Genomic DNA, 22,719 nt, shown 5'->3' on the forward strand with positions numbered 1-22,719 from the left:
ACGGAGAGGGCTGGTAGGAAGCTATGGAAGAGCCGCGTCGCCTCGGCGGCCGGTACGAGCTGGGCCAGGTGCTCGGCCGTGGTGGCATGGCGGAGGTCTACCTCGCCATGGACACGCGCCTCGGCCGCACCGTTGCGGTGAAGACGCTCCGCGCGGACCTCGCGCGCGACCCGTCCTTCCAGGCCCGGTTCCGCCGGGAGGCCCAGTCGGCCGCCTCGCTCAACCACCCCGCGATCGTCGCGGTCTACGACACGGGTGAGGACTACATCGACGGGGTCTCGATCCCGTACATCGTCATGGAGTACGTCGACGGCTCCACCCTGCGTGAACTCCTCCACAGCGGCCGCAAGCTGCTGCCGGAGCGCACGCTGGAGATGACCATCGGCATCCTCCAGGCCCTGGAGTACTCGCACCGGGCCGGCATCGTCCACCGCGACATCAAGCCCGCGAACGTCATGCTGACGCGCAACGGCCAGGTCAAGGTCATGGACTTCGGCATCGCCCGCGCCATGGGCGACTCCGGCATGACGATGACACAGACCTCCGCGGTCATCGGCACCGCCCAGTACCTCTCCCCGGAGCAGGCGAAGGGCGAACAGGTCGACGCCCGTTCCGACCTGTACTCCTCGGGCTGCCTCCTCTACGAACTGCTGACGGTACGGCCGCCCTTCGTCGGGGACTCCCCGGTCGCGGTCGCCTACCAGCACGTACGGGAGGAACCCCAGCCCCCGAGCGTCTTCGACCCCGAGATCACGCCCGAGATGGACGCCATCGTCCTCAAGGCCCTGGTCAAGGACCCGAACTACCGCTACCAGTCGGCGGACGAGATGCGCGCCGACATCGAGGCCTGCCTCGACGGCCAGCCCGTCGCGGCCACCGCCGCCATGGGCTCCGTGGGCTACGGCGGCTACCCCGACGACCAGCCGACAACAGCCCTGCGCTCCGACGGCGGCGCCACCACCATGCTGCCGCCCATGAGCCCGGACGACGGCGGCTTCGGCTACGACGACCGCCCCGACCGGCGCCGCCAGAAGAAGTCCAACACCTCGACGATCCTGCTCGTGGTCGCGGGTGCCCTGGTGCTCGTCGGCGCGATCCTCATCGGCAAGTGGATCTTCAGCGGCAACGGCGGCGCGAACAACGACACGGTCGCCGTGCCGAACCTCGTCAACCAGTCGCAGGCCGACGCCACGAAACTGCTCACCAACAGCGACCTCAAACTCGGCCAGGTCACCCAGAAGACCTGCGAGAACACCGCCAAGGGCAACGTGTGCTCCACGGACCCGGCGAGCGGCCAGACGGTCGACAAGCAGTCCAGCGTCAACATCGTCGTGTCCACCGGAGCCCCGAAGGTCGCCGTCCCCAGCGTCCTCGGCCAGGACATCGACGACGCCACGCAGGCGCTGACGGACGACAAGTACCAGTTCGTCGTCAAGACCAAGCAGCGGGAGTCCACCGAGAAGGCGGGCACCGTCCTGGATCAGGACCCGAAACTGGGCGCCGAGGTGGAGAAGGGTTCCACCGTCACCCTCACCATCGCCAAGGCCGAGGAGAAGTCCACGGTCCCGGACGTCACCGGCCAGTCCTGCGACGACGCCAAGGCACAGATGCAGGCGAACGACCTCGTCGGCAACTGCACCGAAGTGGAGACCGACGACACCAACCAGATCGGCAAGGTCATCTCGACCTCGCCGCAGGCCGGCAACCAGGCCGACAAGAACTCGTCGGTCAACATCCAGATCGGCAGGGCGGCGGACAAGACCGAGGTCCCGAACGTCGTCGGCCAGACGGTGGGCCAGGCCAAGCAGATCCTCAACAACGCCGGCTTCAACAAGATCCAGTTCACGAACGGCAGCGATCAGAGCGATACCGCGCTCGTGGCCCAGCAGAGCCCGAACGCGGGTGACGAGGTCGACGACCCGGGCAACACCCAGATCACCCTGGCCAGCGTGAGTGTCGGCAACGGCAACAACAACGGCGGTGGCAACAACGGCGGCGGCTTCTTCGGAGGCGGCACCGGAACGGCGGCCCGCACGGAGGACTGACACCCCTCCCCGCACCACGAACAGCGGCCCCGGACCTCGCTACTTACGGAGGTCCGGGGCCGCTGTCGCATGCATGTGCGTCATTCGATCGTGTCGTCATACCTGATGCCTCGTTGATCGGACGGGGAGGGTTCCACAGCTCTGCCCTGACCACACGAGTGAAAGGGCAGAACATGATCAACGAATCCGCACTCCTGGAATCGAAGACCCTGCGCCACAGCGTGCTGGAACGAACGGACGTACTCGACAGGGTCAAGGCACTGTCACTGCTGCCGGACGGAATGCATGTGACCACGGCGATGGTGGCGGCGTACTTCGAGGTCGGCCTCACAGCCATTCGCTCCCTCGTACTCGACCACCGCGCCGAGCTGGAGGCCAACGGGTACCACGTCTTGACAGGTTCAGAACTGAGTTCCTTTAAGGAGCTCAGTGGGATCCAGTCGCGCTCCGCATCCCTCGCTCTCTTCTCCCGCCGAGCCGTCCTCAACGTCGCCATGCTCCTCCGCGACAGCGAAGTCGCACGTCAGGTGCGTGTGTACCTCCTGGACATGGAGTACCTGGCACGCACACAGCCTGTGGACAACTCCGTCCACAGGGAGGCCGTCCCCCTCGAAGACCCCCTTGACGACCGCATCGACCAGCGCATCACCGCCATCCTCGGCAAGACCGTCGTCCCGATGTTCAACGTCCTCATCGCCACCTCCGGCGAACACCGCCGTGAACTCATCGAACTCCGGCAGGACATCGAGAACGTCGAACGCAGGCTGTGCTGGCACCACAAGCGCCTCAGCATCCTGGAAGGGGAAGCGCCCGCGGACAGCGTGCGGCACAACCTCAAAGCGATGACCTGGCAGGCGTTCGAGCATCACGTGGCCGAGCTCCTGCGCCGTGACGGCTGCACGGACGTCGTCGTACGCAAAGCCCACACCGACCGGGGCATCGACATCACCGCTCGCACCGCGGACGGCCGAACCGTCGCCGTGCAGTGCAAGAACCGCTCCGGCCGCTGGACCGTCCCCAGCGCCGACATGCAGAAGTTCGCCGGCGCGGCCCGGGCCATCGACCGTGTCGACATCGCCCTGTTCGTCGCCACCTGCAACTTCAGCAGCGAAGCGCAGACCGTCGCCGATCTGAGCGGGGTCGTCACCGTGAACCGGGACGACCTGGAGACCTGGAGCGCGGGAGCCCGGCTCAAGGCGCTGCGCTGAACCCAAGGAAAGAGGCCCGAAGCCGCAAGAGAAAGTTGCGGCTTCGGGCCTCCACCATGCTAGGTCAGTTCCTTCGGCAACGTCCGCTCGCTGTCCACCTTCTCCGTGCGGACCAGCTCGCCCCACACCACGTACCGGTACCGCGAGGTGTACACCGGCGTGCACGTCGTCAGGGTGATGTAGTGGCCGGCCTTCTTCTTGCCGGACTCCTTGGGGATCTGGCCGAGGACCTTGACGTTGTACTTCGAGGTCTCGGACAGGACGGCGTAGACCTTGTAGACGTACCACTCGTCCTTGGTCTCGAAGACGACCGCGTCGCCCTTCTTGACCTTGTCGATGTTGTGGAACTTCGCGCCATGGCCGTCACGGTGGGCGGCCAGGGAGAAGTTGCCCGTCTTGCCGGTGGTGGGGAGCACGGCCTTCACGGGATCCGTGTAGTAGCCGGCGACACCGTCGTTGAGGATCTTCGTCGAGGTGCCCTTCTCGACCAGCACCTCGCCGTTCTTCATCGCGGGAACGTGCAGGAACCCGATCCCGTTCTTGGTGTCCAGCGCTCCGGGACCGCCGGTGGTCCGCTCGTTCCAGCTGTCGCGCACCTTGTCGGCCTGTTTGTCCGCCTCGCGGTCGGCGACGACGTTCGTCCACCAGAGCGAGTAGACGACGAACAGGCCGAGTACCAGGCCGGCCGTGATGAGGAGTTCGCCGAAGACGCTCACCGCCATGGCGATCCGCCCGGGGCCGCGGCGGCGCGGCGCGGGCTCTTCGGATCCCCGGGTGTCGGTGTGCTCTGCGGTGCCGTCGGTGGTCGGTGCCACTAGTCATCTGCCCTTACTGGACGAGCTCATCCGGCTTGCCCTTGCTGCGCGGCCGTTCCTCGACCATCTTGCCCCAGACGATCAACCGGTACTTGCTGGTGAACTCCGGCGTACACGTGGTGAGAGTGATGTAGCGCCCGGCCGTGGTGAACCCGGACCCCTTGGGGATCGGGGCGATCACGCTCGTGTTGCTCGGAGCCGTCACCGGAAGCGTCGACGTCATCTTGTAGACGAAGTACTCGTCCTGCGTCTCGACGACGATCGAGTCACCCGGGCTGAGCTTGTTGATGTAACGGAAGGGCTCGCCATGCGTGTTGCGATGCCCCGCGAGAGCGAAGTTGCCGGTCTTGGCGTCGGGCATCGCCGTCTTCAGCGCACCCTCGCTGTAGTGCCCCACCATGCCCTTGTCGAGCACCTTCTTGTTGCTGACACCCTCGGCGATCGGCACGACCACATCCAGCTTGGGGATGTGCAGGAGGGCGAAACCCTGACCCGGCTCGAAGGTGCCCGGGGCGCCCTTGCCGCTCGCCCAGTCGTTCTGGAGGCTGCTCGCCTCCTTGTCCGCCGCCGCGTGCGCACGGACGTTGGTCCACCACAGCTGGTAGCTGACGAACAGCAGCATCAGCACGCCGGTGGTGATGAACACCTCACCTATCGCCCGGCTCGCGACGACGGCCGGACCGGGTTTGCGGGCCTTGGCCTGCTTACGGGCCTCGACGCGGGAAAGCGGCTTCCCGTCAGGCGACTCCAGCGACTCCGTCTCCGACTCGGGGACGGCCGCGCCACCATGACGCCCGTGACGGCCCTTGGCGGCCTTTCTCCGGGCCGCACGGCCACCATGTGGGGTTCCAGTGGCGGATGTGACGGAAGCGCCCCCAGGGGCGGATATGGAGGGAGGCGGCGGATCGGGTATCCGCAGCGCCACCGTCTCGTCATCGGCGAGCGGCACATACGGCGCCCGCGCCCGACCGGACGTTGCGCCACCCGAAGCCGCGCCACCCGAAGCGGCACCATCCGAACCCGCGCCCCTGGAAGCCGCACGACGCGAAGACGCCCTACCGCCCGAGGACACTCCGCCCGAGGGCACCCCACCCGGGGCCCCCTCGGCGTAAGGCTCCTCCGCGTAGGCCCGCCCTGCGTGGGAACCACCCCCCAAAGGCTCCCCGCCATAGGGATCGCCACCGTAGGACTCGTACGACGCGTCGCCGTGCAAGTCCTCGCGCTCGGGGCGCAGAGCCGTCACGCCGTGGCCCTGCCCACCACCGGGGCGAGCCCCGCCGACCTCGCCACCGCGCCCTGGTCCCCGCACTCCACCAGCCAGTTGGCCAGCATCAGGTGCCCGTGCTCCGTCAGCACCGACTCCGGGTGGAACTGCACACCCTCGACCGGGAGTTCACGGTGCCGAAGCCCCATGACGATCCCGTCGTGCGTCCGCGCGGTGACCTCCAGCTCGGCCGGGACCGTCGCCGGCTCGGCGGCCAGGGAGTGGTACCGGGTCGCCGTGAACGGCGTCGGCAGACCGGCGAAGACACCCTTGCCCCCGTGCTCCACGAGGGAGGTCTTGCCGTGCAGCAGCTCCGGCGCGCGGTCCACGACACCGCCGTACGCCACCTGCATCGACTGCATACCCAGGCAGACACCGAAGACGGGCACCCCGGTCGAGGCGCAGTGGCGGACCATGTCCACGCACACGCCCGCCTCCTCCGGCGTCCCCGGACCCGGCGACAGCAGCACGCCGTCGAAGCCGTCCTGGGCGTGCGCCGTCGACACCTCGTCGTTGCGCAGCACCTCGCACTCGGCGCCCAGCTGGTACAGGTACTGGACCAGGTTGAAGACGAAGCTGTCGTAGTTGTCGACGACAAGAATGCGCGCGCTCACTGGTTGTCCACCGTCACATCGTTGAAGGGCAGCAGTGGTTCAGCCCACGGGAAGACATACTGGAAGAGGACGTAGACCACAGCAATCGCCAGCACGAGCGAGAGCAACGCCTTCACCCATGCGTTCCCCGGCAGATGCCGCCAGATCCAGCCGTACATGCCGTCCCTTCCGTCGCACCACGGCACCAGACACACGCCGTACCGCACCAGACTAACGGCGCAGGGCAACAGGCTTGCCGTCCTCCACAGGCTGTGTGGAGTCCAGATGTGCCCAGACGATCAGCCGGTGACTGTGTCCCCACTCCGGATCGCACGTGGTCAGCGTGAGATAGCGGCCAGGCCGCGTGTACCCGGAATTACGTGGCACAGGATCGATCACCTCAATGTCGGTGGGCACTGTTTTGTAAGGCCCTTTGTCGATCCGATACGTGAACCAGGTCGTCCCGTCGGTCAGCACCACCGCGTCACCGCGCCGCAGCTTCGGGAAGTCCTTGAACGGATCGCCGTACGTGCGCCGGTGCCCGGCGACCGAGAAGTTGCCCTGCTGCCCGAGCTGCGCGGTGTTCGCGTAGTGGCCGAGCCCCTTCTTCAGGGTGCCGACCTCGGTGCCCTCAAGAACCGGCTTGTTCCACGTGAAACCAAGCCTCGGGATGTACATGATCGCGAAGGGCTTCCCGCTCCGGTACGGCGCCGGCTCAGCCGCGGACGCGGCGGTGGCACCGGCGGTCACCTTCGGCTGCCGCACGCTCCCCTGCGACCACTGGTTCTGTAACTGGTCGATCTGGTCGTTCATGACGGTGTCGGCCTTCACACCGGTCCAGAACAGCACATAGGCGACGAACAACACGATCAGGGCGCCGACGGTGAAGCACAGCTCGCTGACGGTCCTGACGACGACACGCACCGGCGACTCCAGGGACTCACACCGTGCTCACTCCACGGGCTTGGCGTACTGCAGATCCACTGTGCCCGAGTAGCCGGGAAGAGTCACCGTGCCGTCGTCGACGACATTCCAGCCGAGGCCGTAGACATTGACGTAGACCATGTAGTTCTGGATCGCCTTGGAGTCCGCGAGCGCCTGCTTCAGCTTCCCCCGGGCCCCGACCGCCTGAATCCTGTACGGCGGCGAGTAGACGCGGCCCTGGAGGATCAGCGTGTTGCCGACGCAGCGCACGGCACTGGTGGAGATCAGCCGCTGGTCCATCACCTTGATGCCCTTGGCGCCGCCCTTCCACAGGGCGTTGACCACGGCCTGCAGGTCCTGCTGGTGGATGACCAGGTAGTCGGGCTGCGGCTCGGGATATCCGGGGAGCTTGGCGGTCGCGTTCGGCGGAGCGTCGTCGAGCGTGACCGTGACCGCGTCACCCTTGATCTTCTGGGTGCCCGCCCTGTCCTCCAGGGCGGCGAGCTTCTCGTCCTCGGCCTTGGTGCTGCCGTCGTCCCGCTCGGCGAGCGACTCGACGTCCCGGCGCAGCGAACCGTTCGACTCGTCGAGCCCACCGTTCTTGTGACTGCGCTCCTGGATCAGGTCCGAGAGCTTCAGCAAGGACGCGTCGGTGCGGATGTTGGTGCCCTTGGCGGTGTTGAAACTCGTGAAGAAGATGAGTCCCGCGAGAGCGAAGACGCCCACCGTGAGCACCCTGACCGGCCGGAAACCCCGCCTGCGGACAGGACTGGATCCGGACTGGGGAGAGTCGGCAGAATTGCTCAACGTACCCTTATCTCCTTCGGCGCCGCGGAAGCACTACGCTAACGGACGCCCGGGGGAGTGCTCAGTGTCCCCTTGTACGCTGCCCGGAGCCCGACCCAGTTACCTGCGCGGCCACGCAGCGCATCGACAGGAGAGACCCTCGTGCCGAAGTCACGTATCCGCAAGAAGGCCGACTACACGCCGCCCGCGGCGAAGCAGACGACCGTCATCAAGCTGAACAGCCGCGCCTGGGTCGCCCCTGTGATGCTGGCCATGTTCCTCATCGGGCTGGCCTGGATCGTCGTCTTCTATGTGACCGACGGTTCGCTGCCCATCGATGCTCTGGACAACTGGAACATCGTGGTGGGCTTCGGCTTCATCGCCGCCGGATTCGCCGTGTCCACCCAGTGGAAATAGCTCTGCCCACGGGTATCCGCTGAGTTATCCACAGCCCCTGTCCACACGCTGGGGAAAAAAGACGACGATCTGTGGATAACTCATGGGGTGTTGACGCCGGTACGACCATCGCACCGCCCTCGCAAGCCTGTTCGCCCCCTGCCTGACCTGCAGAAACACGGGTCGGGGACAGGGGGCACAGCTGTTCCCGCACTCTATGCACAAGATTCGCCACTCACTGTGGACAACGTGCTGGTCAGGTCAGCTGTGCGGTCCTCACCAGGGTCACGACCACGACGACCAGCAGGACCAGCGCGCTGGTGCCGTACTGCACCAGTGACCGCCGCTCGCGCGGGGCGTGGACCATCCCGTACCCCGTGACGATGCCGGCGACCAGGCCGCCGATGTGGGCCTGCCAGGAGATGTTGAACGCCGGGTTGAAGGTGAAGATCAGGTTGATCACCAGCAGCGCGATGATCGGCCGCAGGTCGTAGTTGAGCCGGCGCATCAGGACCGCGGTCGCGCCGAAGAGGCCGAAGATGGCACCGGAGGCGCCGAGGGTCGCCGTGCTCGGGGACGCGAGGAGGTAGGCCAGGGCGCTGCCCGCGAGACCGGAGACGAAGTAGACCGCGAGGTAGCGGGTGCGGCCGAGGGCGGCTTCGAGGGGGCCGCCGAGCCACCACAGGCTCAGCATGTTGAAGCCGATGTGCCAGTACTCCTGGTGCGCGAACATCGAGGTCACCAGGCGGTAGTACTGCCCGTCCGCGACGCCTTCGGTGGCGGTGAAGGGGGGCGGCGGCCAGGCGCCGACGAGGCTGAGGTCCGCGGCGAGGGAGGCCTTGGCCTGGATGGCGATGAACACGGCGACGTTGATCGCGATCAGGATCTTCGTGAACAGCCGGGGGTCCGCCGTGACGGTGCCGCCCGCGATGGTGCGGGGCCGGGCCGCGGCCGGGGCGGGTCCGGCGCCGCCTCCGTCGCGCACGCACTCGGGGCACTGGAAGCCGACGGAGGCGCTGACCATGCACTCGGGGCAGATCGGGCGCTCGCAGCGGGTGCAGCGGATGCCCGTCTCACGGTCCGGGTGCCGATAGCAGCCGGGCAGGTCCCGGGCCTCGGGTGAACCGCCTGCCGCCTGTTCCATGACATCCCCTAGGTCGTCGTACGCACATGCACCGCCCCGCTCATCCTTACGGTTGAGCGGGGCGTTCGGTTCCCTTCGCGGTGTTTTCCGCGGGGCCTCAGCGTGTCTCGACGACGACCGACTCGATGACGACGTCGTTCACCGGGCGGTCGTTGGGCCGGCTGGTCTTGACGCCGGCGATGGTGTCCACGACCTTCTGGCTGGCCGCGTCCGTGACCTCGCCGAAGATGGTGTGCTTGCGGTTCAGCCAGGCCGTCGGGGAGACGGTGATGAAGAACTGCGAGCCGTTGGTGCCCGGGCCGGCGTTGGCCATGGCGAGCAGGTAGGGCTTGTTGAAGCCGAGGTCGGGGTGGAACTCGTCCTCGAACTCGTAGCCCGGGCCGCCGATGCCGGTGCCCAGGGGGTCGCCGCCCTGGATCATGAAGCCGCTGATGACGCGGTGGAAGACCGTGCCGTCGTAGAGCTTGTTGGTGGACTTCTCGCCGGTGCCGGGGTGGGTCCACTCGCGCTCGCCCTGGGCGAGTTCCACGAAGTTCCTGACGGTCTTCGGGGCGTGGTTCGGCAGGAGCCGGACCTCGATGTCGCCGTGATTGGTCTTCAGGGTGGCGTAAAGCTGCTCGGCCACGATGTGCCTTCCGTTGTCTTCTTTTGCCCCACCGATCCTCGCACGGATCCGGCCGAGGAGGCTCCGGGCAGGGGCGCCCGGCGGCGATCCGTGGCATTGTCGTCGACAAGCTCCTGTTGCCACGTATTCATCCGCTATTGATCCGGATGCCCGTCCCTCGAGTGCCGGGTTGTGCTCCGGCATGCATGATCCGGAAAAGGGTGGAAAGTCGAATTACCGTACGCCACCGAGGAGGAGGATCCCGTGACCCGCATTGACAGCGTGCGCGCCGCGACCGGCTCGGCGAAGGACAGCGTGCTGCACGCCGCGGAAGTGGTGGCGCCCTACGCCGACACGGCCAAGGACAAGGCCTCGCACTATGCGCAGGAGGCACGCGTACGGCTCGCGCCGAAGGTCACCCAGGCGGCCGGGCAGGCGCGTGTCCAGTACGGCGCTCATGTCGCGCCGCGTCTTGAGCAGGCTCGCACGCATGTTCCGCCGAAGGTCGATCAGGCCGCCCACGAGGCGGCCACCCGTACCCGCAAGGCGGCCCGCCAGGCCGCCGACTACTCGCGTCCGAGGATCGAGCAGGCCGTCGCCGCGGCCGGTCCGGTCCGGGAGGAGGCCACGGCACGGAGCGCGGCCGCACTGGCCGCGCTGCGTGGCCAGGTCACGCCCAAGGAGGTCCGCAAGCTGGTCCGCAAGCACGAGCGGCGGGCACGGGCCGGACGGCTCGCCAAGGCGCTGGCCGTCGCGGGCATCGTCGCGGGCGGCGCCTACGCCGCTTGGAAGTGGTGGGACAAGCAGGCCAACCCGGACTGGCTGGTCGAGCCCCCTGCCGCGACCGAGGTGCCCGAGACCGGTCGTCTGACGTCCGTGGACGGCAGCGGCCAGTCCGCGCTGGACCCGGAGGTCCAGGCGAAGGAGGCCGAGGAGGACGCCGCGAGGCACGACGAAGGGCGCTGACGCCGTTTCGACGGCGCGTGTACCAGTGGTGGGGCGGAAAGTTTCCGCCCCACCGTGGTGTTCACCCGACGGTGTGACCGGGCCGGTGCGGGAGGGCTCGGGTGCGTCACAGTCTCGGGACCATGTCTCCCGAACCGGATGGACCGCCGCCTCATGAAGCCCTCGTGTCGTGGGCTGCCCGCCCTGGCCACCGTACTGCTGCTCCTGGCGGTTTCCTCCTGTACCGCTCGCGCTCCTGAACCGGCTTCGGTTTCCGCTTACGGCGCCTATGTCGGCTACGAGCCCTCCGACGTGCGGCGTCTGGGCGAGCTCGGTGCCTGGCTCGGCGGGCCCGCGCCGCGGGTCGGTCACGTGTACCTGCCCGGTGACCGTTGGAGCAACATCGAGGGTGCGCCGGGTTATCTGGAGTCCTGGGCGGCGTGGCGGCGGGCCGGCGCGAAGCGGATGTTCGTCCTCAATGTGCCGATGCTGGAGCGCACCGAGGGCCATCTGTCCGACAGTGTGGTCCGTGCGGAGCTCCGGCGCGGGGCGAGCGGCGCCTACGACGGGCATTTCCGTGCCCTGGCCCGGCGATTGGTGGGTCTCGGCGTCCCGGACACGGTCGTCGTGCTGGGCTGGGAGATGAACGGCACCACGTACACCCATCGGTGCGGCCCGGACCCGGCCGCCTGGAAGGCGTACTGGACGAGGATCGTGCGTGCGATGCGCTCGGTGCCGGGACAGCGTCTGCGCTTCGAGTTCACGCCCAACCGCGGCCGCGACGCGATCCCGTGGCCGCGCTGCTATCCGGGTGACGAGGTCGTCGACATCATCGGTATGGACGCCTACGACGCCCCGCGCGGGCTGGGCTTCACCGCCCAGGTCGAGGAGCCGTACGGTCTGCGCGCTCACGTCCGCTTCGCGCGTGCCCACGGCAAGCCGGTCTCGTACCAGGAGTGGGGGCTGTACGAGAACGGTGACAATCCGGCCTATATGCGCGGCATGCTCACGTGGTTCGCCCGTCAGCGTCCTCTGTACCAGTCGATCAGCGACTACTGCCCGCACGGCGTGTGGGGGTGCCGTTCCCATCCGAGGTCGTCGGCGGTGTACCGCTCCTTGATGGGCGGCGGCGCTGAGTCGGCCGAGCGGTGAGTGGAGTGGGCGGGAGGAGGCCGGGCGCGTGGGTCAGTCGTGTGCGGCCCGCGCCAGGTCCAGGGCGTATTGGGGCCACCAGTGGCCGGCCGGCGGTCCGCCGCGGCAGGTTCCGTCCGACTCCCCCGGCCGTTTGATCCACAGGTAGGCGTCCACGCCCGGGATCCCGGTGTCCGTCGTGGGCGGGCTGCCCAGCGCGCGGCCCGGCGGATTGCACCAGGCGTCCACGCCCATGTGGGGGCCGTTGCCGTTTCGGCTGGTGTCGACGACGAAGTGCGCGCTGCCGCCGAGGGCGTCCGCCACACGTCCTCCGTACGACAGGACGGTCTCCGTGGTCTGGAAATTGGAGACGTTGAGCGCGAAGCCGTCGGCCCCGTCCACGCCCGCCCGGCGCAGTGCGCGGGCCAGCCAGGGCACGTCGGTGATCCATCCGGGGTTCCCGGCGTCGACGTAGACCCGGGTGCGGGGCTGCTGCGTGAGACGTTCCACGGCGTGGGCGAGCAGGGCGAGTGGGTCCGCGGTGTCCGTCTGGGGGCAGTCAGCCAGGGCCTGTGGCACGGCGTCGGGTTCGAGGACGACGAGGGCTGCCCGGTCGCCGAGGCCCTCGGCGAAGGAGTCGATGTAGGCCCGGTAGTCCTGTGCGTCGTCCGCGCCGCCCGCGGAGAAGGATCCGCAGTCGCGGTGTGGGATGTAGTAGGCGACGAGCAGCGCGGTACGTCCGGTGAGGGCGGCCTCGGTGGTGAGGGCGCGGACGGTGGGGCCGGGGTTCGCGCCGGTCAGCCAGGTGGCCTGCGGGCGGGTGGCGATCCTGTCGATCAGCGCCGCGTCCTCGGTCCGGCCCAGGCGTCGGTACTCGGCGGCCTGGAGCGCGGCGGGGGTGTTCGGATCCACCCAGAGGGACAGTGGCCCGGGGGCCCACGGTGCGGTCGTCTGCGGCGCGGATGGGTGCGGCGCGGATGGGTGCGGCGCGGGGGATGTCGGGAGGCCGGCGGCCGGTGCGGCGGCGGCGATCAGCAGGCCGAGGGCCGCGAGAAGTCGGGGGAGGGATCGAGCGTGGCGTCGGTGCATGGCGTGTCCGCTGTGCGGTCGGGAGTGGGAGGTCGGCCTGGTCCGATCATGACCCGGCAGGACGCCACCGGCATTCCGTGCCCGACATCGTCCCACCTCACGCACCAAAAACCCCTCCGCCCGCGTTTTCGCAGGTCGGAGGGGTTTTTCGGAGTGGAGCCTAGGGGAGTCGAACCCCTGACATCTGCCATGCAAAGACAGCGCTCTACCAACTGAGCTAAGGCCCCGGGAGGAGAAGCGTCCGCCGGAAGAACCACTTACCGGTGGGCGCCGCAGACCAGAGTACCGGGTCATCCCCGGTATTCCGCAAACAGATTGGGGTCCCCGCGAACGACCACTCTCCGTAAGATGCTCGGCGTGGTTCGCTGACGCGAACCACGGATTTTTGGGGAAGCGATGGGGAGACGCACATGGACGCCGCACAACAGGAAGCGACCGCAAGAGCGCGGGAGCTTCAGCGGAACTGGTACGGGGAGCCGTTGGGGGCGCTCTTCCGTAAGCTCATAGACGACCTCGGCCTCAACCAGGCTCGTCTCGCGGGGGTACTGGGACTGTCCGCTCCGATGCTGTCACAGCTGATGAGCGGTCAGCGGGCGAAGATCGGCAATCCCGCCGTGGTCCAGCGGGTGCAGCTGTTGCAGGACCTGGCGGGGCAGGTCGCCGACGGCAGCGTGAGCGCGGCCGAGGCGACCGAGCGCATGGACGAGATCAAGAAGTCGCAGGGGGGCTCGGTGCTCAGCAACACCACGACCACGACGAGCAGTTCGGGTGCGCCGACGGTCAAGCGGGTCGTCCGTGAGATCCAGTCGCTGCTGCGCTCGGTGGCCGCGGCCGGAGACATCATCGACGCGGCCGACTCCCTCGCCCCGACCCATCCGGAACTGGCAGAGTTCCTCCGGGTCTACGGTGCCGGCCGTACGTCCGACGCGGTCACGCACTACCAGTCCCACCAGAGCTGAACCGTCCGCCCGGCCGCCGAAGGGGGTTCGGCAGCCGGGCCGAGGGTCGTGCGGGTGGCACGGGGGAGCGCGAGGGGGTCGCGCTCCTCACCGGTGGCTGACACACGGGGGTGTGTCAGCCGTCGAGGAGACGAGGAACACGGGGCCGTATCTCTCATCCGGGAGGCCACGAGGGGTCGTACCGCTCATCGAGGGGGATGCAAGGGGGGAACCGCAGGGGGAGGAGCGACGCGCAGTCATGGGTGAGGTGTTCGCCGGCCGGTACGAACTGGCCGACCCGATCGGACGCGGAGGCGTCGGCGCCGTCTGGCGTGCCTGGGATCATCGGCGCCGCCGCTTTGTGGCCGCCAAGGTCCTGTTGCAGAGCGATGCGCACTCTTTGTTGCGCTTCGTCCGCGAGCAGGCCCTGCGGATCGACCACCCCCATGTGCTCGCGCCCGCCAGCTGGGCCGCCGACGACGACAAGGTCCTGTTCACCATGGACCTGGTCGCCGGCGGCTCGCTCGTCCACCTGATCGGGGACTACGGCCCCCTGCCACCCGCCTTCGTCTGCACCCTGCTCGACCAACTCCTCTCCGGACTGGCGGCGGTGCACGCGGAAGGCGTCGTCCACCGCGACATCAAACCCGCCAACATCCTGCTCGAGGCGACCGGCACCGGACGGCCCAGGCTGCGCCTGTCCGACTTCGGTATCGCCATGCGGCTGGGCGAGCCACGCCTGACCGAGACCAACCTCGTCGTGGGCACGCCCGGCTATCTCGCCCCGGAGCAGATGCTGGGCGCGGAACCTGACTTCCCCGCCGACCTGTTCGCCGTGGGCCTGGTCGCGCTGTATCTCCTGGAGGGCGCCAAGCCCGACGCCAAGGCGCTCATCCAGTACTTCGCCGCCCACGGCACCCCGGGCGCGCCCCAGAGCGTCCCCGAGCCGCTCTGGCAGGTGGTGGCCTCGCTCCTCCAGCCGGATCCCCAGGCACGCTTCCGCACCGCCACGGGCGCCCGTAAAGCCCTCGCGGCCGCCAGGGAGCTCCTCACGGATCCCGGTCCCGACGACGAGTCGATCGAGATCTTCGACCAACTCGGGCCCCTGCCCCCTGGGTTCGGCCCGGAGGGACCGGTCAAGCAAGCACCGGGGGTGGATCCGAGCAGGACGCGCAATGGGGGCTCCTGGACGGGGGAAGAGGCTCGCTTCCGGACCGGTGACGGTGGCGAGGGTTCTTCGGGGGGCAGCGGAGAACGGGGCGCGCCGTCCGGGCCCGGTGGAGCGAGCGCGGATTTCGGCGCGGGCGGCGGAAACGGGAGCTCTTCCTGGCCTGGTTACGGTGCTGGTCCTGGTCCTGGTGTTGGTGCTGGTGCTGATTCCGGTCCTGGCCCTGGTCCTGGCGCTGGTGCTGATTCCGGTGACGCGGGCGGGGTGTCTTCCTGGCCCGGCGACGGGAACGGGATGGCTTCCCGACCTGGGGAGGCGGGCGGGGGGTCCTCCTGGTTCGGCGAGGGAAGCGGAAGGCCTTCCCATCCACTCGATGCAGGCGGGGCGCGGGCGCCCATACAGCCCCGTGGGGCGCACAGAACGGCTCCTCGGCCCGGTGAAAGAGACGAGCCGTCCTGGCGCGGGGAGGGAAACGAGGAGTCCTGGAGCCGGGACGGAAACGCAGCCGTCCGGCCCGGCGAGGGAGGCGCGCAGCCCTGGCCCGGTGAGACGAGTTCGCCCTCCTGGCCGGAGCAGGCGAACCCGGTGCCTTGGTCCGAGCAGACCGGCCCGCCATCCTGGCCCACCGGAGCAGACCTCCCGCCCTCTCCAGGTGCCGGCGCCCCCGCCGCCCAGTCCGGCGCCGACACGTCCTCCCCGACCGGCGACTCCGGAGCGGGCTCCAGAACTTCCTGGTCCACGCACCATGCCCCGCCCGCTCCCACCCGGCCGCCCTCGATGCCGGACACCGGCAGCTTCCATCTGCCACCGCCCCAGCACCCCACCCCACCGGAACGCCAGGAACAGCCACACCGTCACCGCCCACAGACGCAGGCCTACTCCTCCTACGCCTCCCCCCACGACCCCACACCCCCCACTCACGTCCTGCCCTCCCCCCAACCTCCCGCCGCACGCTTCCCCACGCGGGCCCCGACGCCGATCCCGCACCAGCCCCGTGCCGATGCCTCTACTGCTTCGTACACCGCTCGGAGCCCACAGGTTCCGCCTCCCGGCCGGGCAATTTCACGAGCACGCCGCAGCGGGCCACCCGCCAGGGTGGCGATTCCCCTCCTGCTCCTGGCCCTGGCCTGCTACGCCGTGGGTTTCTGGGCGCTCACCCAGATCTGAGAGCCCGGCATTCCGGAGCGACCCGCGAGCCGGAGTTGCCCGCGAGCCGGAGTTGCCCGCGCCACGGGGAGCCCGGCGGTCATGCAGCGGGCCCGCTTCCGGGGTACCGAGGGGGCCCTGAACCTGCAGGCCGAAACGCCACGCACTCCGGAACCCCTACCGAAGTCCCAGCGACCCGGAGCCCCGAGCTCCGTGCGCCCACAACCCTGAAGCACCACTCTCAGCCTTGGAACGGAAGCGCAACCGCCTGCCCGCTGACGCCCGAGCCGCCCTCCGCCCTAAACCCCCGCAGCCCTCCGCCGCCCCACCACGGTCCACACCCCGAGAACCACCAGCACTACGGTCCCCGCTCCGATCCCCCCGACGGCCACGAGCTTCATCCCGGCGTCCCCGCCTCCACCACCGTCGCCTTCACCAGCAGCCGCCCCGCCCACAGCCCCCGGCTCCCGCCCAGGAAGCCCGACCTGGAAGATCCCGGAGGGCTCGGACTGCCCCGCGTACCCGGGCCCGGCCGTCGCCTCCCCCTTCACGCGCACGCGCAGCGTCAGCCCGAGCGGCCCGTCGCCGTACTCCTCGCCCATCCGCGCGGCGAGATGCACGACGAGGTAGTAGGCCCCGGCGAACCGCATCCCGTTGACCCGGTCGGAGACGGCGTACCGGTTGGCGTATTCGACCGGTGGCAGGGCGGCGAGGGCACCCGATTTCCGGCTGCCGTTGTAGCTGATGCTCGTGGCGTCGACGAGCCCGCGCGCGGGGTTGTACAGGGCCAGATTCACGGCCCCCGGCACGAAGCCGTTGCCGCCCGTCCCACCGCCGCCCAGGCTGCTCAGGTCGGCGGTGGCGTACAGCTGCTGCCCCCAGTCGACCGGCACCTCGTAGAACAGTGTCTGTCCGGGTCGTAGGTCATCCCGCCAGACCCCTTGCTCCAGCGCGGCCGCCGAGCCGAATCCCGCGCCGCCCCGGAGCCGTGTGGCCGCGCCGGCAGGAGGCGAGGGGGTGGCGGAGTCCCAGGCCTCGGGCGCACTGGTCGAACCGGCCTGCCGCAGCCGCGGTTCCCGTACGGGTGAGAGCTCCAGGTCCCAGGCGTCCGGCGAGGACTCGGTGCGCAGAACCCGTTCGACGACGACGTAGTACGTCCCGGCGCCCTGGCACAGTGACCGGTTCGACGGGAGCACGCGCGCGCCCCAGGCGGTGAGGGGACGTGGGCTACGGCCGGAGCCGATGGTGGCGGTGTCCGCCGCGGAGCAGGAGTGGCCGTCGGCGTCCTGCACGGAGACCCGGACGCCTTCTGTGGCGGTGACCTCGGCATCTGCGGGGGGTACGGCTGTGGCGGCGACGTAGACGGTCGACGTGCCGTCGAGTTGGAGGCGGTAGTGGACTTTGCCGGCGCTCGGCAGTGAGCTCCGGTACGTCGTGCCGGGCTCGAGAAGTCCGGCGTCCTCGGTGCTCACGGTGCCCGTGACCGACGGGGCGCCTTCGGCGAAGGCGTACGAGGACGCCGTGGCGGAGGAAGACGGAGAGGTCGAGGGAGAGCCGGAGTCGGGGGCGGACGTAGGAGAAGGAGAACCGGAGGCCGCGAGGACGGGAAAGCCGGGCACTCCGGCCAGCACGCCCAGTACCGCCCCCACGACGGCCGCCCGCCACCCCGCCGTACGCCGCCCCATCCCGCGCCACCTCTCCGTGCCCGCGTCCGCGCTGCCACGGCCGTTCATGCGACGCGGCCGTCTCTGTGACGGACCCTCGTGCGACATGAGCACCCGTACGACCCTGACTGCTCTGCGACCTGAATGCCGTTGCTGCCGACAGCTCGTGCGGCCGGCCGTGGCCCATCCTGCCCCGCCGGGCCGCCGCCCACGCCGGCAATCCGCACGGCCGTCCGAAACCCCTGTCCGACCCGCAGGCAACACAAAACCCCGACCGCAACCACGGCCGGGGTCTGCTCAGAATCGGATCTCGGTACTCACGAACCCGTGGGCACGGAGTCAGTCGCCTCCGTCCACAGATCCTGCTCGGCGCGATCCGCCTGGATCTGGCGGTACACGAGGAGCCCGCCAATAGCGGCCAGTGCGACCAGGAGAAGCTTCTTCACCGCGCGACCTCGTCTTTCCTTGACGTAGAGGACCTCTGGCGCCCGACTATACACACCGACCGATACCGATCGGTGACCTGCGCCGGGCCCTCAACTCCCGCCTGGGACAGCCCAGTAGAAGTGGAATAAGGACCTCCGATCAGAGGGTGATCACACCTTGACGGAAGGTCACTTCGACCCCGCTCACCCCGTTTCTCCTCCTTTTCCACCTGCTTGCACCCATCCGTGTGGTGTTCATCTGAAGATCGACGCGCCACAGGCGGCGGTCCGTGATTTCGCGGCGCATATACACATCATGAGGAAAGTACGCAAATCGCCCAAGCCGAAAGTGAGGGACCATGGCCCAGAACAAGGTCATGAAGCTGTGGACCGCCGTCATCACCGCCTTCCTCGCGCTGTGCACCGCGCTCGGACTCATCACGACGACCGCCGCGGCCGCACTACCGCAGACCCAGCCGGCCCGCAACAGCGCAGCCGCACACCCGGAGCCGCCCTCGGTGTCCTCGGCGCTCTGGTCCCACACCAGGTCGCTGCCCCCCACGATGAAGCAGCGCATCCGCGCCGAGGCCCACGGCAAGACCCCCCACTGCCGCCACCGCTCCCCCGCGGACACGGAGACGGAGGCCGACGCGGACACGATGACGACTGTGGAAACGATCGCAGCCCAGACCGACTGCGCCTCTGACGCTGTTCTCGAACGCTGACGGCACACCACCACCCGGAAACACCCAGGCAAAAGCCGAAGACCCCCAACCTGTATCGGCTGAAGGTCTTCGTGGTGGTGGGGCTAACAGGATTTGAACCTGTGGCCTCATCCTTATCAGGGATGCGCTCTAACCAACTGAGCTATAGCCCCGCCGCGCTCTGCGGGGTGTGTCCCGCGCGCTGACTCCTGAAGATTAGCGCACGACGTGGGCAGTCCCAAAATCGGTTACCCGAGGGCCGCCCCACAGGTTTGAAGCAGTGGTTACTCGTCTTCGGCCAGCGTCAGCTCGACGCCGCCGACGAAGCCCGCGGAGAGGTTGTAGATGAACGCGCCGAGAGTCGCGAGTGCCGTCGCGAGAACGACGTCGATGACCGCGATGATCGACGTGAACATCAGGACGTTCGGCAGGGAGAGGAACGCCTGGAGGTCGAAGCCGTTCGACTCGTTCGAACCGGTCGCCTCGGAGATCGTCCCGCCGACCGTCGAGAAGACACCCATCGCGTCCATGACCATCCACAGCACGGCGGCCGCGACGATCGTGCAGATGCCGAGCGCGATGGAGAGCAGGAAGCTGACTTTCATGACGGACCACGGGTCGGCCTTGGCCACCCGCAGACGTGCTTTGCGCGTACGGGGCGTGGTGCGCGCACCGGTACGCGGGCGCCGTACGGCACCGGCAGGAGTGGCCTGTGTCGGGTAGGCCTGAGGCGGGTGGTACGGACCGGTCTGCTGCTGCGGCTGCCGTTCCCCCGGCAGCGGCGAGAGCGGCTGGGGCGGTGCCGCGGGCTGGGGCTGCGGCTGGGCCGCCGCCTTCGGTGGTGCGGCGGGCGCCGTCGGCTGGGCCGGCGGCTGGGTGTCCGTCACAGGTCCCCCCTGGGATCCATGCGTCTCAGGCGAGCGCGGCTCCGTCGCGGGAGGCTTGATCGCCTTGAGTTGAGTCGTGTGCGTATCCGTCGTGTTCGCTTCTGTCGCACGCGCGGCAGAGCCACGGCCGCCGCCGTCTCCCCCCGTGCCGGGGGAGGACCCCGTAGAGGTTCCGGTCGATCCGGCGCCCGTGGCTCCGCTCACGATGACTCTCTCCTCGTGCTACTCGACCGAGGGCGACTCACCCTCGTCCGTGCCGATGGTCTCGACGGCATCCTCGGCGGTCTCGTCGTCGGCCACATCGCCGTCGACCTCCTCCGCCTCACGTCCCGCCTCGGCGTTACGCGCGATGCCGACCACGGCATCGCGCTTGCCCAGGTTGATCAGTTGGACGCCCATGGTGTCACGGCCCGTCTCCCTGACCCCGCTGACTCGCGTACGAATCACACCGCCGGACAGCGTGATGGCGAGGATCTCGTCGCTCTCCTCGACCACCAGCGCACCGACGAGTGATCCACGGTCCTCCACGATCTTGGCGGCCTTGATACCGAGGCCACCGCGACCCTGGACGCGGTACTCGTCGACAGGGGTCCGCTTCGCGTACCCGCCGTCCGTAGCAGTGAACACGAACGTACCGGGTCGAACAACATTCATCGAGAGCAGCTCGTCACCTTCACGGAAGCTCATGCCCTTGACACCCGAGGTGGCACGCCCCATGGGACGAAGGGTGTCGTCCGAGGCGGTGAACCTGATCGACTGTGCCTTCTTGCTGATCAGAAGCAGATCACTGTCGGCCGAGACGAGTTCGGCGCCGATCAGTTCGTCGTCCGAACCGTCCTCGCGCTCACGCAGGTTGATGGCGATGACGCCACCGGAACGCGGAGAGTCGTAATCCTTCAGTGACGTCTTCTTGACCAGACCCGCCTTCGTGGCGAGCACCAGGTAGGGCGCCGCGTCGTAGTCGCGGATCGCGAGGATCTCGGCGATCGCCTCGTCCGGCTGGAAGGCCAGCAGGTTCGCGACGTGCTGCCCGCGCGCGTCACGGCCGGCGTCCGGCAGTTCGTACGCCTTGGCCCGGTAGACGCGGCCCTTGTTGGTGAAGAACAGCAGCCAGTGGTGCGTGGTCGACACGAAGAAGTGGTCGACGATGTCGTCTTCCTTGAGCTTCGTGCCGCGTACGCCCTTGCCGCCGCGCTTCTGCGAGCGGTAGTCCTCGGTCTTGGTGCGCTTGACGTAGCCACCGCGCGAGATGGTGACGACGATGTCCTCTTCGGCGATCAGGTCCTCGATGGACATGTCACCGTCGTAGGGCACCAGCATGGTCTTGCGGTCGTCGCCGAACTTCTCGACGATCGCGGCCAGTTCCGCGCTGACGATGCCACGCTGGCGGACCGGCGAGGCCAGGATCTCGTTGTACTCGGTGATCTTCGCCTGGAGTTCGTCGTGCTCCTGGATGATCTTCTGGCGCTCCAGGGCGGCCAGTCGGCGCAGCTGCATCTCGAGGATGGCGTTGGCCTGGATCTCGTCGATCTCCAGGAGCTCCATCAGGCCCCCGCGCGCGATGTCGACGGTGTCGCTGCGCCGGATCAGCGCGATGACCTCGTCGATGGCGTCCAGGGCCTTCAGCAGGCCGCGCAGGATGTGCGCCCGCTCCTCGGCCTTGCGCAGCCGGAACTTCGTACGCCGGACGATGACCTCGATCTGGTGCGCCACCCAGTGCCGGATGAACGCGTCGAGCGAGAGGGTGCGCGGGACACCGTCGACGAGCGCCAGCATGTTGGCGCCGAAGTTCGACTGCAGGTCCGTGTGCTTGTAGAGGTTGTTCAGTACGACCTTGGCGACCGCGTCCCTCTTGAGCACGATGACCAGACGCTGACCGGTACGGGAGCTGGTCTCGTCCCGGACGTCCGCGATGCCGCCGACCTTGCCGTCCTTCACCAGGTCGGCGATCTTCTGCGCGAGGTTGTCGGGGTTGGTCTGGTACGGCAGTTCCGTGACCACCAGGCACTGGCGGTTCTGGATCTCCTCGACCGCGACGACGGCACGCATGGTGATCGAGCCACGACCGGTGCGGTAGGCCTCCTCGATGCCCTTGCGGCCCACCACAAGGGCGCCGGTCGGGAAGTCGGGGCCCTTGATGCGCTCGATGAGGGCGTCGAGCAGCTCCTCGTGACTGGCTTCCGGGTTCTCCAGGTACCACTGGGCGCCGGACGCGACCTCGCGCAGGTTGTGCGGCGGGATGTTGGTCGCCATGCCGACCGCGATGCCGGCGGAGCCGTTGATCAGCAGGTTGGGGAACCGGGCCGGCAGGACGGTCGGCTCCTGGGAGCGGCCGTCGTAGTTGTCCGTGAAGTCGACGGTCTCCTCGTCGATGTCACGGACCATCTCCATGGACAGCGGCATCATCTTGCACTCGGTGTACCGCATGGCGGCCGCCGGGTCGTTGCCGGGAGATCCGAAGTTGCCGTTGGAGTCCACCAGCGGCATCCGCATCGACCACGGCTGCGCGAGGCGGACCAGCGCGTCGTAGATCGAGGAGTCGCCGTGCGGGTGGTAGTTGCCCATGACGTCGCCGACGACGCGGGCGCACTTGTAGAAGCCCTTCTCGGGCCGGTAGCCACCGTCGTACATGGCGTACAGGACGCGGCGGTGGACGGGCTTGAGACCGTCCCGGACGTCCGGCAGCGCACGGGACACGATGACGGACATCGCATAGTCCAGGTACGAACGCTGCATCTCCGTCTCGAGCCCGACGGGCTCGACACGCATCACGATTTCGCCGCCTTCTTCAGGGGCGATGGGAGTGTTCTCGTCGGCCATTGCTGGTGAAGATCCTTTCTGGT

The 22,719-nt window shown here is 68.5% G+C and carries 21 protein-coding genes and 2 tRNA genes; 8 read left to right on the forward strand and 15 right to left on the reverse strand.

Annotation, left to right across the window (positions count from 1 at the left end; all coding sequences use genetic code 11):
- Positions 1-23: 23 nt before the first annotated feature.
- Positions 24-2,045 carry a Stk1 family PASTA domain-containing Ser/Thr kinase gene (pknB, locus tag ACFYRX_RS14965; RefSeq protein ID WP_389099543.1) on the forward strand — a complete coding sequence of 674 codons (2,022 nt, stop codon included), beginning with the start codon at positions 24-26 and terminating at the stop codon, positions 2,043-2,045.
- Between the two features lie 173 nt (positions 2,046-2,218).
- Positions 2,219-3,253: a restriction endonuclease gene (locus ACFYRX_RS14970; protein ID WP_389099545.1), complete on the forward strand. Its 1,035-nt coding sequence runs from the start codon at positions 2,219-2,221 to the stop codon at positions 3,251-3,253.
- 59 nt (positions 3,254-3,312) lie between these two features.
- On the opposite strand, the gene ACFYRX_RS14975 is transcribed toward ACFYRX_RS14970, so the two are convergent.
- The 6 genes from ACFYRX_RS14975 to ACFYRX_RS15000 are packed head-to-tail and all read right to left on the reverse strand — an operon-like array spanning position 3,313 to position 7,656.
- Entirely contained in the window at positions 3,313-4,068 is a 756-nt protein-coding gene (locus ACFYRX_RS14975) for a class E sortase (protein ID WP_389099547.1), read from the reverse strand.
- A 13-nt stretch (positions 4,069-4,081) separates the two neighbouring features.
- On the reverse strand, positions 4,082-5,311 hold the full coding sequence (locus ACFYRX_RS14980) for a class E sortase (protein WP_389099548.1): 1,230 nt from the start codon (positions 5,309-5,311) through the stop codon (positions 4,082-4,084).
- A complete protein-coding gene (locus tag ACFYRX_RS14985; protein ID WP_389099550.1) occupies positions 5,308-5,946 on the reverse strand; it encodes an aminodeoxychorismate/anthranilate synthase component II in 639 nt (212 codons plus the stop codon). Before ACFYRX_RS14985 ends, ACFYRX_RS14980 begins: the two co-directional genes overlap by 4 nt.
- Positions 5,943-6,104, reverse strand: a complete 162-nt coding sequence (locus ACFYRX_RS14990; protein WP_389099552.1) for a hypothetical protein — start codon at positions 6,102-6,104, stop codon at positions 5,943-5,945. The genes ACFYRX_RS14985 and ACFYRX_RS14990 overlap by 4 nt, the downstream gene beginning before the upstream one ends.
- A 52-nt stretch (positions 6,105-6,156) precedes the next feature.
- Positions 6,157-6,849: a class E sortase gene (locus ACFYRX_RS14995; protein ID WP_389099554.1), complete on the reverse strand. Its 693-nt coding sequence runs from the start codon at positions 6,847-6,849 to the stop codon at positions 6,157-6,159.
- Positions 6,850-6,876: 27 nt separating this feature from the next.
- Positions 6,877-7,656: a DUF881 domain-containing protein gene (locus ACFYRX_RS15000; protein WP_389099556.1), complete on the reverse strand. Its 780-nt coding sequence runs from the start codon at positions 7,654-7,656 to the stop codon at positions 6,877-6,879.
- Between the two features lie 141 nt (positions 7,657-7,797).
- Here ACFYRX_RS15000 and crgA point away from each other — a divergent pair, with 141 nt between their 5' ends.
- Positions 7,798-8,052 (forward strand): cell division protein CrgA, encoded by a 255-nt coding sequence (crgA, locus tag ACFYRX_RS15005; protein ID WP_389099558.1) that lies wholly within the window; start codon positions 7,798-7,800, stop codon positions 8,050-8,052.
- Positions 8,053-8,287: 235 nt separating this feature from the next.
- Here the strand turns inward: crgA and ACFYRX_RS15010 are convergent, their stop codons facing one another.
- Together ACFYRX_RS15010 and ACFYRX_RS15015 are read right to left on the reverse strand one after the other, a co-directional pair.
- Complete coding sequence (locus tag ACFYRX_RS15010) at positions 8,288-9,175, reverse strand: rhomboid family intramembrane serine protease (RefSeq protein WP_389099560.1); 888 nt, start codon at positions 9,173-9,175, stop codon at positions 8,288-8,290.
- Between the two features lie 97 nt (positions 9,176-9,272).
- Positions 9,273-9,800: a peptidylprolyl isomerase gene (locus tag ACFYRX_RS15015; protein ID WP_389099562.1), complete on the reverse strand. Its 528-nt coding sequence runs from the start codon at positions 9,798-9,800 to the stop codon at positions 9,273-9,275.
- A 243-nt stretch (positions 9,801-10,043) separates the two neighbouring features.
- Between ACFYRX_RS15015 and ACFYRX_RS15020 the strand changes: the two genes are divergently transcribed.
- Both ACFYRX_RS15020 and ACFYRX_RS15025 read left to right on the forward strand, forming a co-directional pair.
- Complete coding sequence (locus tag ACFYRX_RS15020) at positions 10,044-10,745, forward strand: DUF5324 family protein (RefSeq protein WP_389099564.1); 702 nt, start codon at positions 10,044-10,046, stop codon at positions 10,743-10,745.
- 153 nt (positions 10,746-10,898) lie between these two features.
- A complete protein-coding gene (locus tag ACFYRX_RS15025) occupies positions 10,899-11,876 on the forward strand; it encodes a glycoside hydrolase family 26 protein (protein ID WP_389099566.1) in 978 nt (325 codons plus the stop codon).
- Positions 11,877-11,909: 33 nt separating this feature from the next.
- On the opposite strand, the gene ACFYRX_RS15030 is transcribed toward ACFYRX_RS15025, so the two are convergent.
- Complete coding sequence (locus tag ACFYRX_RS15030; protein WP_389099568.1) at positions 11,910-12,767, reverse strand: glycoside hydrolase family 6 protein; 858 nt, start codon at positions 12,765-12,767, stop codon at positions 11,910-11,912.
- Between the two features lie 331 nt (positions 12,768-13,098).
- Positions 13,099-13,171, reverse strand: a tRNA-Ala gene (locus ACFYRX_RS15035).
- 183 nt (positions 13,172-13,354) lie between these two features.
- On the opposite strand from ACFYRX_RS15035, the gene ACFYRX_RS15040 reads away from it, so the two are divergent.
- Together ACFYRX_RS15040 and ACFYRX_RS15045 are read left to right on the forward strand one after the other, a co-directional pair.
- Complete coding sequence (locus ACFYRX_RS15040) at positions 13,355-13,903, forward strand: DNA-binding protein (protein ID WP_328748744.1); 549 nt, start codon at positions 13,355-13,357, stop codon at positions 13,901-13,903.
- 238 nt (positions 13,904-14,141) lie between these two features.
- A complete protein-coding gene (locus ACFYRX_RS15045) occupies positions 14,142-16,217 on the forward strand; it encodes a protein kinase (RefSeq protein ID WP_389099571.1) in 2,076 nt (691 codons plus the stop codon).
- A gap of 278 nt (positions 16,218-16,495) precedes the next feature.
- Here the strand turns inward: ACFYRX_RS15045 and ACFYRX_RS15050 are convergent, their stop codons facing one another.
- Positions 16,496-17,881 (reverse strand): hypothetical protein, encoded by a 1,386-nt coding sequence (locus tag ACFYRX_RS15050; RefSeq protein WP_389099573.1) that lies wholly within the window; start codon positions 17,879-17,881, stop codon positions 16,496-16,498.
- Positions 17,882-18,177: 296 nt separating this feature from the next.
- A complete protein-coding gene (locus ACFYRX_RS15055; protein WP_003999697.1) occupies positions 18,178-18,306 on the reverse strand; it encodes a DLW-39 family protein in 129 nt (42 codons plus the stop codon).
- Positions 18,307-18,644: 338 nt separating this feature from the next.
- Between ACFYRX_RS15055 and ACFYRX_RS15060 the strand changes: the two genes are divergently transcribed.
- Positions 18,645-19,010: a DUF6344 domain-containing protein gene (locus ACFYRX_RS15060; protein WP_389099575.1), complete on the forward strand. Its 366-nt coding sequence runs from the start codon at positions 18,645-18,647 to the stop codon at positions 19,008-19,010.
- A gap of 75 nt (positions 19,011-19,085) precedes the next feature.
- Here ACFYRX_RS15060 and ACFYRX_RS15065 read toward each other — a convergent pair.
- The 3 genes from ACFYRX_RS15065 to gyrA all read right to left on the reverse strand — a co-directional run bounded on the left by ACFYRX_RS15065 (position 19,086) and on the right by gyrA (position 22,696).
- Positions 19,086-19,162 (reverse strand) — tRNA-Ile (locus ACFYRX_RS15065).
- Positions 19,163-19,273: 111 nt separating this feature from the next.
- A complete protein-coding gene (locus ACFYRX_RS15070) occupies positions 19,274-20,080 on the reverse strand; it encodes a DUF3566 domain-containing protein (RefSeq protein WP_389099577.1) in 807 nt (268 codons plus the stop codon).
- An 18-nt stretch (positions 20,081-20,098) separates the two neighbouring features.
- Positions 20,099-22,696 carry a DNA gyrase subunit A gene (gyrA, locus tag ACFYRX_RS15075; RefSeq protein ID WP_389099579.1) on the reverse strand — a complete coding sequence of 866 codons (2,598 nt, stop codon included), beginning with the start codon at positions 22,694-22,696 and terminating at the stop codon, positions 20,099-20,101.
- Positions 22,697-22,719 lie beyond the last annotated feature (23 nt).

This window comes from Streptomyces sp. NPDC005374 (assembly GCF_042872225.1).
Taxonomy (GTDB): domain Bacteria; phylum Actinomycetota; class Actinomycetes; order Streptomycetales; family Streptomycetaceae; genus Streptomyces.

Bases quoted from the DNA above. Each gene is read 5' to 3' on its own strand.
- pknB (WP_389099543.1), top strand. From the start codon at position 24: ATGGAAGAGCCGCGTCGCCTCGGCGGCCGGTACGAGCTGGGCCAGGTG.
- ACFYRX_RS14970 (WP_389099545.1), top strand. From the start codon at position 2,219: ATGATCAACGAATCCGCACTCCTGGAATCGAAGACCCTGCGCCACAGC.
- ACFYRX_RS14990 (WP_389099552.1), bottom strand. From the start codon at position 6,104: ATGTACGGCTGGATCTGGCGGCATCTGCCGGGGAACGCATGGGTGAAG.
- ACFYRX_RS15010 (WP_389099560.1), bottom strand. From the start codon at position 9,175: ATGGAACAGGCGGCAGGCGGTTCACCCGAGGCCCGGGACCTGCCCGGC.
- ACFYRX_RS15025 (WP_389099566.1), top strand. From the start codon at position 10,899: ATGAAGCCCTCGTGTCGTGGGCTGCCCGCCCTGGCCACCGTACTGCTG.
- ACFYRX_RS15040 (WP_328748744.1), top strand. From the start codon at position 13,355: ATGGACGCCGCACAACAGGAAGCGACCGCAAGAGCGCGGGAGCTTCAG.
- ACFYRX_RS15045 (WP_389099571.1), top strand. From the start codon at position 14,142: ATGGGTGAGGTGTTCGCCGGCCGGTACGAACTGGCCGACCCGATCGGA.
- ACFYRX_RS15050 (WP_389099573.1), bottom strand. From the start codon at position 17,881: ATGGGGCGGCGTACGGCGGGGTGGCGGGCGGCCGTCGTGGGGGCGGTA.
- ACFYRX_RS15060 (WP_389099575.1), top strand. From the start codon at position 18,645: ATGGCCCAGAACAAGGTCATGAAGCTGTGGACCGCCGTCATCACCGCC.
- gyrA (WP_389099579.1), bottom strand. From the start codon at position 22,696: ATGGCCGACGAGAACACTCCCATCGCCCCTGAAGAAGGCGGCGAAATC.